The 15,567-nt window shown below is 71.1% G+C and carries 14 protein-coding genes; 11 read left to right on the forward strand and 3 right to left on the reverse strand.

Translation table 11 applies throughout. From position 1 onward, the window contains the following. Positions 1-98 precede the first annotated feature (98 nt). From dctP (HCU73_RS15255) to HCU73_RS15270, 4 genes are all read left to right on the forward strand, one after another. Positions 99-1,088 carry a TRAP transporter substrate-binding protein DctP gene (gene dctP / locus HCU73_RS15255; RefSeq protein ID WP_168624322.1) on the forward strand — a complete coding sequence of 330 codons (990 nt, stop codon included), beginning with the start codon at positions 99-101 and terminating at the stop codon, positions 1,086-1,088. 89 nt (positions 1,089-1,177) lie between these two features. Then, positions 1,178-1,678: a TRAP transporter small permease gene (locus HCU73_RS15260; RefSeq protein WP_239025590.1), complete on the forward strand. Its 501-nt coding sequence runs from the start codon at positions 1,178-1,180 to the stop codon at positions 1,676-1,678. A 3-nt stretch (positions 1,679-1,681) separates the two neighbouring features. Beyond that, the gene (locus HCU73_RS15265) at positions 1,682-2,983 is read left to right on the forward strand and encodes a TRAP transporter large permease (RefSeq protein ID WP_168624323.1); all 1,302 of its coding nucleotides are present in this window, start codon (positions 1,682-1,684) and stop codon (positions 2,981-2,983) included. After that, positions 2,980-3,756 (forward strand): alpha/beta fold hydrolase, encoded by a 777-nt coding sequence (locus tag HCU73_RS15270; protein ID WP_168624324.1) that lies wholly within the window; start codon positions 2,980-2,982, stop codon positions 3,754-3,756. Before HCU73_RS15265 ends, HCU73_RS15270 begins: the two co-directional genes overlap by 4 nt. A 397-nt stretch (positions 3,757-4,153) precedes the next feature. Here the strand turns inward: HCU73_RS15270 and HCU73_RS15275 are convergent, their stop codons facing one another. Continuing rightward, positions 4,154-5,383 (reverse strand): glycosyltransferase, encoded by a 1,230-nt coding sequence (locus HCU73_RS15275; RefSeq protein WP_168624325.1) that lies wholly within the window; start codon positions 5,381-5,383, stop codon positions 4,154-4,156. Positions 5,384-5,416: 33 nt separating this feature from the next. Further along, complete coding sequence (locus HCU73_RS15280) at positions 5,417-5,782, reverse strand: hypothetical protein (protein ID WP_168624326.1); 366 nt, start codon at positions 5,780-5,782, stop codon at positions 5,417-5,419. 272 nt (positions 5,783-6,054) lie between these two features. On the opposite strand from HCU73_RS15280, the gene HCU73_RS15285 reads away from it, so the two are divergent. Then, complete coding sequence (locus HCU73_RS15285) at positions 6,055-8,547, forward strand: glycosyltransferase (protein ID WP_168624327.1); 2,493 nt, start codon at positions 6,055-6,057, stop codon at positions 8,545-8,547. A 271-nt stretch (positions 8,548-8,818) separates the two neighbouring features. Here the strand turns inward: HCU73_RS15285 and HCU73_RS15290 are convergent, their stop codons facing one another. After that, entirely contained in the window at positions 8,819-9,490 is a 672-nt protein-coding gene (locus tag HCU73_RS15290; protein ID WP_168624328.1) for a TetR/AcrR family transcriptional regulator, read from the reverse strand. A gap of 150 nt (positions 9,491-9,640) precedes the next feature. Between HCU73_RS15290 and HCU73_RS15295 the strand changes: the two genes are divergently transcribed. From HCU73_RS15295 to HCU73_RS15320, 6 genes are all read left to right on the forward strand, one after another. Next, the gene (locus HCU73_RS15295; protein ID WP_168624329.1) at positions 9,641-10,504 is read left to right on the forward strand and encodes a shikimate dehydrogenase; all 864 of its coding nucleotides are present in this window, start codon (positions 9,641-9,643) and stop codon (positions 10,502-10,504) included. 52 nt (positions 10,505-10,556) lie between these two features. Then, on the forward strand, positions 10,557-11,570 hold the full coding sequence (gene dctP / locus HCU73_RS15300) for a TRAP transporter substrate-binding protein DctP (RefSeq protein WP_168624330.1): 1,014 nt from the start codon (positions 10,557-10,559) through the stop codon (positions 11,568-11,570). A 71-nt stretch (positions 11,571-11,641) separates the two neighbouring features. Then, positions 11,642-12,160, forward strand: coding sequence for a TRAP transporter small permease (locus HCU73_RS15305; protein WP_168624331.1), 519 nt, complete (start codon positions 11,642-11,644; stop codon positions 12,158-12,160). Between the two features lie 4 nt (positions 12,161-12,164). Continuing rightward, the gene (locus HCU73_RS15310) at positions 12,165-13,439 is read left to right on the forward strand and encodes a TRAP transporter large permease (RefSeq protein ID WP_210730664.1); all 1,275 of its coding nucleotides are present in this window, start codon (positions 12,165-12,167) and stop codon (positions 13,437-13,439) included. A gap of 4 nt (positions 13,440-13,443) precedes the next feature. Continuing rightward, entirely contained in the window at positions 13,444-15,333 is a 1,890-nt protein-coding gene (locus HCU73_RS15315; RefSeq protein WP_168624332.1) for a bifunctional sugar phosphate isomerase/epimerase/4-hydroxyphenylpyruvate dioxygenase family protein, read from the forward strand. Positions 15,334-15,407: 74 nt separating this feature from the next. Next, on the forward strand, positions 15,408-15,567 hold a 160-nt coding region (locus HCU73_RS15320; protein WP_210730675.1), incomplete at its 3' end, for a transposase.

Raw genomic sequence — 15,567 nt, forward strand, 5'->3', positions numbered from 1 at the left:
CCTACCGTCGAGCCATCAGCCCGCCCAGCGCGCGGCCAAGACATGGCACCGGGAGCGAATTTCGGGCGACATCGAACCATCACAACGGGGATCATCAGATGAAAAAGACGATCACGACGGCGCTTTCGACCACGGTCCTGACGGCGGGCCTCGCCCTGCCGGCTGCGGCGGAAACCACCATCCGCCTTTCGACCTACGTGAACGAGATCGACATCCGCCATGAAGGCTTCCAGCATTTCGCCGACCTCGTGGCCGAGCGCACGGGCGGCACCGTGGAGATCCAGATCTTCCCGTCCTCGACCCTGCATGGCTGGTCCGAGGGCGTCGATGCGCTGCAGGGCGGCGTGTCGGACATCAGCTGGATCCCCGCCGACGAGCGCCTGCCCTGCTACCGGGTCACGTCGCTCTACCCGGCCATGATCGACCTCGAGAACCAGACGGCGATGGACGCGGCCTATGCCGACCTGATCCGCGCCGAGGCGGCCGAGGTGGGCCTCGTGCCCCTGTTCAACTCGAACTATTCCTACGACCAGGAATGGTGGTTCGAGGAGCCGATCGACAGCCTCGGCAACCTCGAGGGCCGACAGGTGCGGTCGATCGGCCCGCTGGTCAGCATGATGATCGAGACCTGGGGCGGCGCGCCGGTCTTCGTGGCCCCGAGCGAGGTGTTCCAGTCGGCCGAGCGCGGCGTGGTCGACGGGATCAACATGGGCGTGGCCACCTATTCCAGCTGGCAGCTGTGGGACGTGATGCCCTACATGGTCAACGCAAGCCTGTTCTACGGCAATATCATCTACATGATGAGCGAAGGCGCCTACAACCGGCTGACCCCCGAGGAGCAGGCCATCGTGATGCAGGCCGCGGCCGACACCGAGGCGTGGCTGCAGCCGCGCTACGAGGCGTGGGTCGACCAGCGGGTCGGCAACGCCGTGATGGCGGGCGGCGGCGCGGCCGTGTCCCTGTCGGTCGAGGAGCGCGCGGCGCTGCTGGAGACCGTTCAGGCGACCTGGAACGCCGAGGTCGAGGCCGCCTGCGGCCCCGAGCTGGCCGGCCAGATCCTCGAGCTCTTCGCGGCCAACGCCCCGTAAACCAGGGGCAACCCTTCGTCGCCGCGGGGTCAGACCGGCCCCGCGGCGCCTGCAATCCGACCCCGGAACAGCCCCCGCAGGAGGGTCTCTTGGCACATCTCGATAAGCTCATCCGCCAGACCGAGAGACTGGTCGTCTGGCTCGCCGCGGCCGGGGCCGGTATCATCATCGTGCAGATGCTGTGGATCAGCTACGGCGTCTTCACCCGCTACGCGCTGAACGCGCCCGACCGCATGGTCACCGAGGCGACGGCGCTGCTGCTGTTCCCGGTGGCCTTCGCAGGCCTCGCCTATGCGTTGCGCGAGGACGCCTACCCGCGGGTCACCATGCTGACCGACCGGCTGCCGGCGCGGGGGCGCAAGCTGGTCACACTGCTGAACCTGGCGCTGATGACGGGCGTGGGGCTGTTCTTCGCCATGGCGGCGGTCAACGCCACGATCCGCGCCTTCAACTCGGGCTCCTCGTCCGAGATCCTGCTCTGGCCGCGCTGGGTGTTCTGGGCGCCGGGGGCCGTCTCGCTGGTGTTGTTCACGGTCTATGCCGCCCTGCGCCTCGCGCGGGTCGCCCTGACCCCGTCGCGGGAGCTTTGAGCGATGGAATGGTATGAAGTCGGGCTCGGCCTCCTTGGCCTTCTGGTGCTGCTGATCGGGATCGGCCTGCCCATCCCCTTCGCGCTGGCCGCGGCCTCCCTGCCCTTCCTGTGGCAGATCCAGAGCTTCCAGACCTCGCTGGTGTCCTCGCAGCTGAAGCTGTGGAGCGTCTGGATCAACTACATCCTGCTCGCCGTACCGTTGTTCGTGTTCCTCGGCGAACTGATCGGGCGGTCCCACATCGGTCCGCGGCTCTACCAGTTCCTGCACCAGGGCGTGCGGGTGCGCGGCTCGGCGGCATACGGCTCGATCGGCGCCTGCGCGGGCTTCGGCGCGGTCTCGGGCTCGTCCATGGTGGGCTCGCTCACCATCGGCGGCGTCGCCCTGCCCGAGATGCTGCGGCTGGGCTACGGCAAGGAACTGTCCTCGGGCGTGCTGGCGGCGGGGGGCACCCTGTCGGTGCTGCTGCCGCCCAGCCTGATCCTGCTGTTCTATGGCATCGTCACCGACCAGAGCATCGGCGACCTGTTCATCGCGGGCGTCATTCCCGGTTTGCTGCTGGCCACCCTGTTCTCGGTCGTGGTGATGATCTGGGGCGTCATCCACCCCGACGACATCCCCGACAGCGAGCAGGCCGCGCGCATGACCCTGTTCCAGATCGCGGCGACCGTCGGGCCCATCGCGCTCATCGGTCTCGTCATCGTGGTGGCGATCTACGGCGGCATCGCCACGCCGACCGAGGCAGCGGCGGTTGCGGCGCTTCTGACCGTGATCCTCGCCTTCGGCGTCGGGGGCCTGCGTTGGGAGGGCTTCAAGGAGGCCCTGTTCTCGACGATGCGCACAATGGGCTACCTCGGGCTGCTCCTGTCGGCGGGCACGCTGTTCGGCTTCGTGCTGACCTACTACCGGGTGCCGCAGGAATTCACCGAGCTGTTCCTCAGCTTCGACCTGTCGCCCTACACGGTGCTGGCCATCGTGCTGCTGTTCTATATTGTGCTGGGGATGTTCCTCGAGCCGGTCTCGATGACCTTCATCACCCTGCCCACGATCTTCCCGCTGATGGCGGCGGCGGGGTTCGACCTGATCTGGTTCGGCGTGGTCTACACGGTGACCATGGAAATCGCGGTGCTGACGCCTCCGGTGGGTCTCAACCTTTACGTGATCCAGGGGATCAGCCGGGGGCAGGTCAGCATCGGCCAGGTGATCCGCGGCTGCCTGCCCTTCATCGGGGCGCTGGTACTGCTGATCGGGCTCCTGGTCGCCTTCCCGCAACTGGCGCTGTGGCTGCCCGAGCAGATGCAATGACCGTGTCGCGTGACGTTCACCTGCGTCCGGCCGCCACGTCGGGGGCCGAGGCCCTGCCGGTGGTTCTGGTCCACGGCTATCTCGGCGGATCGGCACAATGGTCCGACCTCGAGGCGGCTCTCGCCGGGCGCTTTCGCACCGTGGCGATCGACCTGCCCGGTTTCGGCCGCGCCAGCCGGATCTCGCCGCCGACGTCGATCGAAGGCTTCGCGGAGCACGTGATCGCGGATCTGGACGCGATGGGCATCGACCGGTTCAACCTTGTTGGCCATTCCATGGGCGGCATGATCGCGCAGGAGATCGCCCGCCGCATCGCCCCCCGCATCGGCCGGCTGGTGCTCTACGGCACCGGCCCGATCGGGTCGATGCCGGACCGGTTCGAGCCAATCGGCGTCTCGCTCGACCGGCTTCTGCAGGACGGCGTTGCCGTGACCGCCCGTCGCATCGCGGCCACCTGGCTCCTGCACGGCGAGGCCCACCCTGCTTTCGCAACCCTGTCGGCGATCGGGGCCCAGGCCGACCCCTGGGCCGCGCAGACCGCGCTGACGGCGATGGCCGCCTGGGACGGTCGCGCCGGGCTGCCGATGCTGACGATGCCGTCGCTGGTGATCTGGGGTGACCGGGACCGATCCTACAGATGGGCACAGGTCGAGCAGCTGTGGACGAACCTGCCCGCCGCATCCCTCGCGGTGATCCCCGGCGCCTCACATGCTGCACATGCGGAGAAGCCACAGATCTTCCGGCTGATCCTTGAGGATTTCCTCTTGGCCTGATCTCGCACGCGATGGCGATGGGCCGCTCGCTCCCGGATCCAGACAGGCAAGACCCTCGGCCGCATGTCGCGGGCGTTCCAACCGCCGGAGGGCGCCGCGGTCCGGGAGGGTCGGGTCGCGGCGATCCTGGGCTGGCGGGCAGAGGACAGCGACGAGGTCTATCGCCCGCTTCTCCAGCGGGACGAATGGGAGGTGGTGGTGCCCGAGCTGGTGTTCAGGGATTCTGGGCAGGGTGAGACCCGTTGATCGGTCTGAGGCTGCCCGGACTGCATGTATCAAACTCCCGGACTGACGGCGATGATGATGGGACCTTCGTTCACGCTGCTGCCGGCACGGCCGTCCTACGCCGGGCCTGCGGCCCGGGACGCGGAAGGCGCGGGCCGTCCTGCGGCACCCGCTATCGGGACGGGTCGGCGTGGATGCGGGCGAGGACCGGGGCGAGCCGCTCCGCGAGCTGGTCCATCGGCCGGGCGGGCTGAGCCGCACGGAGGGCGCGGGACAAGTCGCGGGCCTGTCTTGCAAGCGCCCCGTCCGACCACGCGGTCAACACCGCGGCCCGGATCGCCTCGGGCGTCGATTCCCGCAGGGGCAGCAGGTGCAGACCGCCGGCGGCCTCCATCCGCCGGCCGTGACAGAGTTGTTCGAGCTGCTGGGGGATCGCGACCTGCGGGATGCCCCAGACCGCGGCCGTGCACAGCGACCCGTGCTGGGCGGCGTGCAACCACAGCCGCGTGCGGCGGGCGATGACCTCGGCCGCGAGCGGCGCGGGTTCGAGGACCATTCCGGACGCGACGAGCCGTGCGGCGGTCTCGGGAGAGACCCCCGGCAGGAACCCGCGCCGTCGCATCGGCAGGGCGGACAGGGCATCGACAAGCCCCCCCGCCTTCAGCTCGCCGGCGGCGGCATAGACGAACAGCTCGTCGCCGGCCGGCGGCAGGGTCGGACCCGGCATGTCGACGAGGGGCGCCAGCAACTCGCCCGCCGCCCGGCCGCCGGCGTAGGGGTCGAGAAACGGCAGGGTCATCGGCAGCGTCAGGTCGGCGGCGCCGATTGCGGGCAGGCGCGGCAACGGGTCGAGGCCCGTCTCGCCGGCGACCCGGTTCACGACGGACAGGATCGCCTCCTCGGAATGCAGGCTGCGCGCGAAGTCGGGGAGAAGGCGGGGGAACCGCGCAAGCGTTGCGGGGGGCGTGCCGTAGCCGGTGCCGACGGCGACGATCTCGATCCGCCAGCCGTCGGCCTTCAGGCCCTGTGCCGCAAGGATCGCCAGCGGCGCGTAATCGGCCACCAGGAGCGAGGCATCCTCGTCGACGATCGCCTTGCGCCACCACGCCAGCCCGCGCCGCACCACGTCCGCGCGCACCAGGCCGATGCCGGCGAGGTAGTCGCCCCAGGTGGCGTTGCCCTCGAGCGTCGGGTCCTCGCGCGCGGCGCGGGTATAGCGCAGCGGAGGAGCGGCCAGCACCCGCGCCGCGACGCCGCCGAGGGCTGCGGCGTGCCGAAGGTCCGCGATCGCGGCGACGATCTCCGGGCCGGGCCCCAGGGCCCGCGCCACCGCGGCCAGCTTGAGCAGATGTCCGCGGCCGGCGCCGGCCTCGTTGGCGAGGAGGACCCGGGGGTGGATCACGGTCGCGCGGCCTCTCGGGGCGGGCCGGGGCGGTCAGCCGCCCATGTAGCCCGAGCCGCTGTCGTCATCGTCGAGATCGGTGCCCGCCCCCGCGGGCCCGCGGACCGCGCGCAGCACGCAGTCGCTGGCCATCGCCCAGGAGGACGAGGCGCCGTAGCGCTCCGCCGCCCAGGACAGGGCGCGGCCCTCGTCGTAGGCGATGCTGCGGGTGAGACCGTCCTGGCCGACGAAATGCATGTGTTGCCGGCCGTTCGCCTCGATCAGCAACACGGTGCGGTAGGCACCGTCCTGCAGGGCGCTGCACCGCGAGACGGTGTAGGCATCCGCCCCGAGCGTCGTTGCCACGAGGATGACGCCGACGAGCGCAGTGGTTTTTCGGAAGTCGGTGGAGACAGACATGGCGTTTGCACCAAGGTTGCCTGGCGCCGCCGGAGGCGGGTCCGGGCCGGGTGTGGCGCGCGGTGCGTCACCTCCCTGCCCGGGATGCAATCATGCGCCCCGCCAAGCTGTCAACGCGGGAAATACCCACTTGCCGGTGGGGCGCGCGCGGCCCTACCGTCCGCCTGCGTCCGGGGCAGGCGCGATGCCGTGCCGACCGGGCGCCACCTGGTCCGACAGCGATGCTTGAACGCCAGATTGTCCGGTCTCCGAAACGCGGCGCGCCGCGGGTTTTGGCGCTGTTCTCCTATCGCCACGACGCGGCCCAGGTCCCCGGCCTGATCGCGAACCTGTCTCCTTGCGTGCATGGGTTCGTCGGCTGGGACGACCGTGCCGCCACGGTTCCGCTCTCGGCCGAGACCACCCGGCGCACCCTGCTGCTGGACGAGGCGCGGCGGCTCGGCGCCGACTGGATCCTGGCCGCCGACCCCGACGAGCGGTTCGAGGACCGGCTGGCGCAGCGGATGCCCGAGATGCTTGCGGCCGGCGATGGCAACCTGTGGTACTTCGACATCCGCGAGATGTTCACGCCCGACAGCTACCGGTGCGATGGCGTCTGGGGCGGCAAGGCGCACATGCGCCTGTTTCCGATGCGGGCCGTGGGGGCCGACCTGACCGTGCCGCTGCACGGAAACTGGATCGCCGACACCTCCGGCTTCACGGCGCGCCGCGCCCGCGTCAACATCTACCACTTCCGCATGGCGCTGCCCGCGCGCAGACGCCTGCGGCGGGAGCTCTACGCCGCGGCGGACCCCGACCGGCTGCACCAGGAGATCGGATACGACTACCTCGACGACGAGCGCGGTCTCGTGCTGGAGCCGGTTCCCGAGCAGCGCCGGTTCTCGCCGCCGTTCGAGGAGGATGGCGGGCTCTGGTCGCCCGACCCGGCCGCCATCGGTCAGGTCCGCCCCGACACCATGGAGGCCCGGCTGGCCTTCGCCGCAAGGTCGGCGCAATCCCGCGGCGCGGCGGCCGCCTACCACGTTCTGGATGACCTCTGCGCGGCAAGCCCCGGCGACGCGGATCTGGCCCATGCCGCCGCGACCCTCGCCCTGCAGGCGGGGCTGCACGACGCGGTGACGGCGATCACCACCCGGCTGATCGACCGCGACCGCGACGATCTCCTGGCCATCGAGCTGAGGGCCCGGGCCCGGTTGCTCGACGGACAGCGCGACGCGGCCGGGGCCGATCTTGCGGATCTGCGGCGGATCGCGCCCGACAGCCTCGTCACGCTGGACCTGGCGGCCGAGATCGCGCGGCCCGTGGCCGACTTCACCGCGCCCGATGCGCTCTGGCGGCGCCGGGTCGCGGGCCCGGCCACCTGCCGCGAAGGCGCCGGCGTGGCCCGCTCCGATCTCGCGGTCGTCGTCATCGGCCTCGGCGCCCCCGCCGAGCTGGCCGATGCCGTCGCGTCGCTGCGCGCGCAGGAGGACGCCGCCGAGATCGTCGTCGTCAATTCCGGCGGCGGGCGGGCCGAAGCGGTGCTGGCGGCCCATCTCGACGCGATCCGCCTGATCGAGGTCCGCGACCGTCTGATGGTGGGCGCCGCGCGCAACATCGGGATCGATGCCTCGCGGGCGGGCATCGTCGGCTTCCTTGCGGGCGATTGCCGGGCCGGGCCCGGCTGGGTCGCGGGGCGGCTGGCGCGGCACCGGGCCGGGGCGCTGTCGGTCTCCTCTCCGGTGCTGCCGCTGGCCCGCGGGAACCTCGTGGCACTCGCGGTCAACCGGATGCGCTACTGGGCGCGCAGCCCCGGCACCCACCCGGCCGACGTGCTGCATTTCGGGCGCTCCTACGACCGCCGCCTGTTCTGGGCGGCGGGCAACTTTCCGCCCGGTCTCCGGGTCTCCGAGGACGACGTGTTCAACACCCGCGTCGATCGGATCGCGGCGCCGGTCTGGGCCCCCGAGGTGCACACCGCGCACGTCGATCCGACGGGGCTTCTCGGCCTCTGGCGCGACGCGCGGGCGCGGGGCCGCCGCCGGGCCGACCACGCGCCGCTGCGGGCCATGGCCGGCCGGCCGGACGTGGACCGGGCGATTGCGGCCGAGATGGCGCGCTGGTCCGCCGCGGGCCGGGCCGCGGTGGACCGCGATCCGGCGCTGGGCCCCCTGCGCCGGCGCATGGTCAAGCTGTTGCAGGGCCTGGCCCGGATCTCCGACCGCCGGGCGGCGGCGCGCAGGCTCGGCGAGCTTGCCCGCGCCGACGCGCTGCTGGCGGAGGCCGACCGGCTCGCCGCGACCGACCCCGGGGCCGCGCTTGCCGCCGCCCGCGCCGCCGCGCAGATCGACCCGCAGGACTGGCGCAAGGCGCACCGCCTCGGGGAATTGCTCGCCGCCGCCGGCCACCCCGGGGCGGAAACGGCGTGGCGCGACGCGCTGGCCCTGTCGCCGGGGGCAAGCAAGCCGCTCAAGGCGCTGGTCCTCGCGCTCAGGGACCGGGCAGGCCCATGCGCGGCGCTCGCCGAGGCGCAGCGGGCCGCGCTCGCCGCGCCAAGCTTCCGCAGCCATTGGACCCTGGCCGCCGAAATGGCCCTGGCGGCGGACCAACCCCGCCTCGCCATCGCCCATGGACGGCGGGCCCTCGCCCTCGGCCTCGCGACGCCGGCGGCCCACGCGCGCCTCGCCCGGCTGCACGAGGCGGCCGGCACGCCCCTGCCGGCGATGTTCCGCGACCTCGCGGCCCGAAGGCTGGCGGACAGGGCGGCGGGCGGGAGCCCGAACTGACACCGGGGTTTCGCGGGCACAGGGACGGCACTGGCGGCGCAGATCATCGACGCCCCCGGACCGCGGCATTGGCAGAAGGGCATTTCTTGGGCAGGTCATCGACGGGGGGCCCGCGCCCCTGCCGGAAATCCGCGAACGAGGCGAGACCGTCTAAGACCAGCATGGGCGCCAGTCAGCGCGGGTGTTTGGCGGTTTGCAGGCGACGCCCCATGGGCCCGGCATCACCCCGGTCCCGGCAGGGTCGTGGCCCCTGCCGGCAGGGCCGCGGGGTCTACCGCTCCGCGACCGTCACGGCCCCCAGCACCGCCCGCACGGCCTGTTCCTTCAGCATCGCCTGCCCCGCATCGTCGGACAGCCGGTCCCCGAACACCTTGGTGAAGGTGGAGCGGTTCGAGACGTTGAAGAAGCTGAGCGCGCTGATCTGCCAGTGCACCGCCAGCGGGTCGACATCGGCGCGGAACAGCCCCTCGGCCTTGCCGCGGGCGATGACCCGTTCGAGGCTGGCGATCACGCCCTTGTTGAGATCGCGGATCGCCTTGGAGTTCTCGAGGAACCGGGCCTTGTGGATGTTCTCGATCATGACGAGGCGGATGAAATCCTCGTTCTGGCGGTGGTGGTCGAAGGTGAACTCGACCAGCCGCCGGAGCGCATCCACCGGGCCGAGCCCCTCGAGGTCCAGCGCCGCCTCCTGCGCGCGGACGCTGCGGTAGGCTTCCTCGAGGCTGCGCAGGTACAGCCCCTCCTTGTCGCCGAAGTAGTAGTAGATCATCCGCTTGGACGTCCGGGTCCGCGCCGCGATCTCCTCGACCCGCGCGCCCGACAGGCCGTTGCGCGCGAACACCTCCAGCGCCACGCGCAGGATATCGGCCTGCACCGCCTCGGGGTTCTGTTTCCAGCCCGAGCGGCGCGGCCTGTCTTCCTTGGTCTTTGCTGCGTTCTCCATCGGGGTCCCCGCCTCGTCGCAGGGCCGATCCTATACAATTAACCGGGCGGTTCAATTTCCTTGACCGAATTAACCACGACGAACATTATCCGCCCCCAAGGGATGAGTCGGCCGGGGAAGAGGAGCCCCTGCCGCGTCGGGAGGGACCCCATGCAGCACGACCCCGTGCCGCCGAGGCAGCGCGTCGTCCGGGCCGGGCTTGTCGGTCGCGGGATCGGCGGGTCGCGCACGCCGGCCATGCACATGGCCGAGGGCGCCGCGCTGGGGATCGCCTACGACTACACGCGCTTCGACATGGACGAGCGGCCGGCCACGCTGGCCGAGGTCTTGGCGCAAGCGGAGGCCGAGGGGTTCGCGGGGCTGAACGTGACCTTCCCCTACAAGGTCGAGGTGATCGGCCTGCTCGATGCGCTGTCGGACAACGCCCGCGCGCTCGGCGCCGCGAACACGGTCGTGTTCCGCGACGGGCGGCGGCACGGGCACAACACCGACATGTGGGGCTTCGCCGAAAGCTTTCGCCGCGGCATGGCCGACGCGCCCACCGGCGACGTGCTGCTGCTTGGCGCGGGTGGGGCCGGCATGGCGGTCGGGCATGCGCTGATGTCGGTCGGCACCGGGACGCTCTGGATCCATGACACCGACGGGGCCCGGGCCGAGGCGCTGGCCGGCGACCTCGCGGCCCGTTTCGGCGCCGGCCGGGCACGGGTCGCCCCCGACCTCGCCGGTCTTGCCCCCGGCCTTGACGGCGTCGTGAACGCCACGCCCGTGGGCATGGACAAGCTGCCGGGCTGCGCCTTTCCCCCTGCCCTGCTGCGGCCCGATCTCTGGGTCGCGGACATCGTCTATTTCCCGCTCGAAACCGCGCTGCTGGCCGCCGCCCGCGCCGCCGGCTGCCGGGTGCTGCCCGGTTCCGGCATGGCCGTGTTCCAGGCCGTGCGGGCCTTCGAGCTTCTCACCGGCCTCGCGCCCGATCCCGACCGGATGCGGGCGACCTTCGAATCCCTCGGGCCATGACCGCACCGGGGGCTGACCCGATCCAGAAGACCGAACGCAAAGGGAGGACACCATGCGTATCACACTGAAGGCCCTGGCCACCGCCGCCGCGACGGCGGCAGCCCTGACCGCGACGGCCGCCTCGGCGCAGCAGACCATCCGCTTCGCCCATGTCGACCCCGCCGACTGGCAGAGCTCCAAGAAGGGCGCCGCGGCCGAGATCTTCCGCGCCATCGTCGAGGGCGAGACCGACCTGACGGTCGAGATCTTCCCCGCCGGCGCGCTTGGCAACGAGGACGACCTGGTCGCGCAGGCGCAGGACGGGATCACCCAGGTGGTCATGGTCTCGGGCGCCATGTCGCGGGCCTGCGCGGCGGCCTCGGTGCTCGACATTCCCTACAGCTTCCCCTCGGCGCCGGTGGCGTGGGAGGTGCTGGACGGGCCCTTCGGCGAGGCGCTGGCCGAGCACTGCCTGGAGCAGACCGGGCTGCGCACGCTGGCCTATGGCGAGACCGGCTTCCGCAACTTCACCAACAGCGTCCGCGAGATCCGCACGCCGGCCGACATGGCGGGCCTGCGCTTCCGCGTGCAACCGATCCCGCTCTACGTCGAGATGGTCGAGGCGCTGGGGGGCGAGCCGACCCCGATCGCCTGGACCGAGCTGCCGAATGCGCTGGCCACCGGCGTGGTCGACGGGCAGGAAAACCCGGTCGGCGTGATCTACAACAACGGTCTGCACCAGCTGCAGCAATACATGATCCTCGACGGGCACGTGTATGCCGCCGACTTCCTCGTCATCAACGAGGACTTCTTCCAGTCGCTGACCCCGGCCGAGCAGGAGGTGGTCAGCCGCGCCGCGATCATCGCCGGCAACATGGGCCGATCGATCCAGCAGTGGTCGACCGCGCAGGGCGTGAACGCGGTGCAGGCCGAGGGCATGCAGGTGTATTCGCCGACCTCCGAGGAACTGGCGATGTTCCGTGACGCGGCCCAGCCGGCCGTGCGCGAGTGGCTGGCCGGCGAACTGGGCGACGAGGCGGTCTGGATCGAGCGCCTCGAGGCCGCCGTCGCCTCCGCCAGCGAGTAAGACCCGCGGCAGGCGGCGCCCCGTGGCGCCGCCTGCCCACCCCCCCGGCGCGTTGCCACAGGAGGCCGCCCATGGCCAGGATCGACCGGATCGCGCAAGCCGTCCTCGCCGCCGCGGCGGCGACCATGATGGCGCTCGTGTTCCTGATCATCTTCGTGAACTCGGTACGCCGCTACACGACCGGCGAGTCGATCCCCTGGGGCGAGGAGGCGCCGGTCTACCTCGCCATCTACGGCGTGATGTTCGGCACGGGCCTCGCCTACCTGCAGGACCGCCACATCCGCTTCACCGTGCTGACCGACCTCGTGACCGAGCGGCTGCGCGGCCGCCTGTTCGCGGCGATGGACCTCGCCACGGCGGCGACGGGCGCGATGCTGTTGTGGTCCGGCATCGCCTTCGCCGCGCGCCGCCCCGACCGCACCGCCTCGGGGCTGATCGGCTCGGCCCGGGATCTCGCCGAGGCCACGGGCCTGCCCGCCCTCGAATGGCTGGGGCGGATGGGCACCTGGCAGGCGGCCATCGCCGTCGGCGGCGCCATCCTCGTGGTCGCGGCGCTGATCCGCTTCGCCCTGCGCCTGCGGGAGGTCTGAGATCTTGGTCTACCTCATCCTGATCGCGGGTCTCCTTCTCGGGCTGCCCATCGCCTTTGCAATCCTCGCGGCGATGGGGTGGTTCATGGCCACGGGCGAGGCGCCCTATCACATCCGCATCGTTGCTACCGAGATGTTCTCGGGCCTCGGCTCCTATGCGCTGCTCGCCATCCCGCTGTTCATCCTCGCGGGCGAGCTGATGAACGAAAGCGGCATCACCCGCCGCATCATCGCCTTCGCCAACGTGCTGGTGGGCGGCCTCCGCGCGGGCCTCGCCCACGTCAACATCTGGGCGTCCGTGATCTTCGCGGGGCTGTCGGGCTCGGCCGTGGCCGACACCTCGGCCCTCGGTCGCGTCTTCATCCCCGAGATGGAGAAGCACGGCTACGACCGCAGCTTCGCCGCCGCGCTGACGGCCGCCTCCTCGGTGATCGGGCCGATCATCCCGCCCTCGATCCCGGTGATCATCTACGCGCTGATCGTGTCGGGCGTGTCGGTGCCCGCGCTGTTCCTCGCCGGCATCATTCCGGGGCTCATGCTGGCCGTGTTCCTGTCGGCCTATGTCGCGCTGACCGTGAAGGTCGAGCACATCACCCCCGACCCCGACCTGTCCGGCCCCAGCCCGCGCGAGGCGCTTCTGGGCGGCATCCTGCCGCTGCTGATGCCGGTGTTCGTCGTGGGGTCCATCCTGCTCGGGGTGGTCACCCCGACCGAGGCCGCAAGCTTCGCCGTCGCCTACGCGCTGGTGCTGGGGATGGTCGTCTACCGCAAGATCACGCTTGCCAGCCTGCCGCGCATCTTCGGCGACGCGATGCGCGACAGCGCGGTGATCCTCGTCATCATCGCCGCCGTCGCCGCCGCGAACTGGGTGCTGACCTACAACCGCGTGCCCAACATGCTGACCGACTGGGTGCTGGGTGCCGTCGACAGCCAGACCATGTTCCTGATCGCGGTGATCCTCCTGTTCCTCTTCGTGGGCCTGTTCCTGGAAGGGATCGCCGCGATGCTGGTGCTGGTGCCGATCCTGCACCCCATCGCCGTCTCGCTCGGCGTGGACCCGGTGCATTTCGGGATCATCGTGATCTTCAACCTGATGATCGGCCTGATCACCCCGCCGCTCGGCCTGTGCCTCTTCGTGGCCGAGGGCATCGCCAAGGTCGGCATGGCGCGGCTGACCCGCGCGATCCTGCCCTTCTTCCTCGTCGAGGTGCTGGTGCTGGTGATCCTCACCTTCGTGCCCCAGATCGTGACCTTCCTGCCGCGCCTGTTAGGGTTCTGACGCCATGAAAACGTCGATCGCCACCGTCTCCATCTCGGGCACCCTCGAGGAAAAGATCGAGGCGATCGCCGCCGCCGGGTTCTCCGGCATCGAAATCTTCGAGCAGGATTTCATCGCCGACGCGCGCAGCCCGCGCGAGGTCGGCGCGCGGATCCGCGACGCAGGGCTCGAGCTTATGCTGTTCCAGCCCTTCCGGGATTTCGAGGGGCTGCCGGGGCCCCTGCGCGCCCGTGCCTTCGGCCGGGCCGAGCGCAAGTTCGACCTCATGCAGGAGCTGGGCTGCGACCTCGTGCTCGTCTGCTCCAGCGTCCATCCCGAGGCGCTCGGCGGGATCGACCGCGCCGCGCAGGATTTCGCGGAGCTGGGCGAGAGGGCGGCCAAGCGCGGCCTGCGCGTGGGCTACGAGGCGCTGGCCTGGGGCCGCCACGTCAACGACCACCGCGACGCCTGGGAGGTCGTGCGCCGCGCCGATCACCCGTCGGTCGGCCTGATCCTCGACAGCTTCCACACGCTGGCGCGCCGCATCGACCCCGACACGATCCGCCGCATTCCGGGCGACCGGATCTTCTTCGTCCAGCTCGCCGACGCCCCCGCCATCGAGATGGACCTGCTCTACTGGTCGCGCCACTTCCGCAACATGCCCGGCGAGGGCGACCTCGACGTCACCGGCTTCATGCGGGCGGTGATGGCGACGGGCTATGCCGGACCGATCAGCCTCGAGATCTTCAACGACCAGTTCCGCGGCGGGCCGAGCCGTACCATCGCGCGGGATGGCTACCGCTCGCTTGTCGCCCTGATGGACGACGTGCTCCGCGCCGAGCCCGAGGCCCGCGTCGACCTGCCCGCCTTCCCGGCGCGCACCGAGGTGCAGGGCACGGCCTTCCTCGAGTTCGCCGCGCAGGGCGAGGACAAGACCGCGCTGGAAGGACTGCTCGCCACCCTGGGGTTCCGGCGCACCGCGAGCCACGTCTCGAAGTCGCTGGCGCTCTGGACGCAGGGCGAGATCCGCATCGTCGTCAACGCCGAGACGACGGGCCACGCCCACAGCGCCTGGGTCGCGCGCGGCACCACGGTCTGCGACCTCGGTCTCGACGTGTCCTCCGCCGCCGGCACGCTGGCCCGCGCGCAGGCGCTCGGGGCCGAAAGCTTCCGCCAGCCGCTCGGCCCCGGGCAGCTCGACATCCCCGCGATCCGCGGCCTCGGCGGCAGCGTGCTGCACTTCCTCGACCGCGCCTCGGGCCTCGCCGATGTCTGGTCGGTGGAGTTCGAGGCGATGCCGGACGGCGCGCCCGGCGATGTGGGCCTTTTGCGCGTCGACCACGTCGCGCAGACGATGGGCTACGACGAGATGCTCAGCTGGTCGCTGTTCTACACGACCCTGTTCGAGATGCGGAAAACGCCGATGGTCGACGTGATCGACCCCGACGGGCTGGTCCGCAGCCAGGCCCTGTCGACGCCCGACGGCCGCTTCCGCATCACGCTGAACGGCGCGGAAACCCACCGGACGCTGGCCGGAGGGTTCCTCGCCGAGAGCTTCGGCGCCTCGGTGCAGCACATCGCCCTTGCCACCGACGACATCTTCGCCACCGCCGGGGCACTCTCGGCCCGCGGCTTCGAGGCGCTGCCGATCCCGAGCAACTACTACGCCGATCTCGCCGCGCGCTTCGACCTCGACGCGGGGCTGCTCGACCGGATGCGGGCGGCGAACATCCTCTACGACCGCGACGAGCGCGGCGCGTTCTTCCAGCTCTACTCCCGGCCCTTCGCGGGCGGCATGTTCTTCGAGATCCTCGAGCGCGAGGGGGCCTACGGGGGCTACGGCGCCCCGAACGCCCCGTTCCGCATCGCGGCGCAGAAGCGTCTCATGCGACCCAAGGGGATGCCGCGGGGTTAGCCTCCGTACTCAATAGGGATTCCCAAGTATCTCCTGTGGTGATTCAGTGTCCGCGACCATCCGGGAGGGGGATCATGGGCAAGGGGCACTACTGGATGAGCGACGCGGAACGGGCCCGGATCGAGCCGCTTCTGCCACGGGGACGGAAGGGGGCCCGTCGGGTCGATGACCGCCGTGTGATCTCGGGCATCGTCCACATGCTCCGATCCGGGGCGCGTTGGCGGGACTGCCCGC

Origin of the sequence: Roseicyclus persicicus (assembly GCF_012395815.1) — a bacterium.
GTDB classification, from domain to species: domain Bacteria; phylum Pseudomonadota; class Alphaproteobacteria; order Rhodobacterales; family Rhodobacteraceae; genus Roseicyclus; species Roseicyclus persicicus.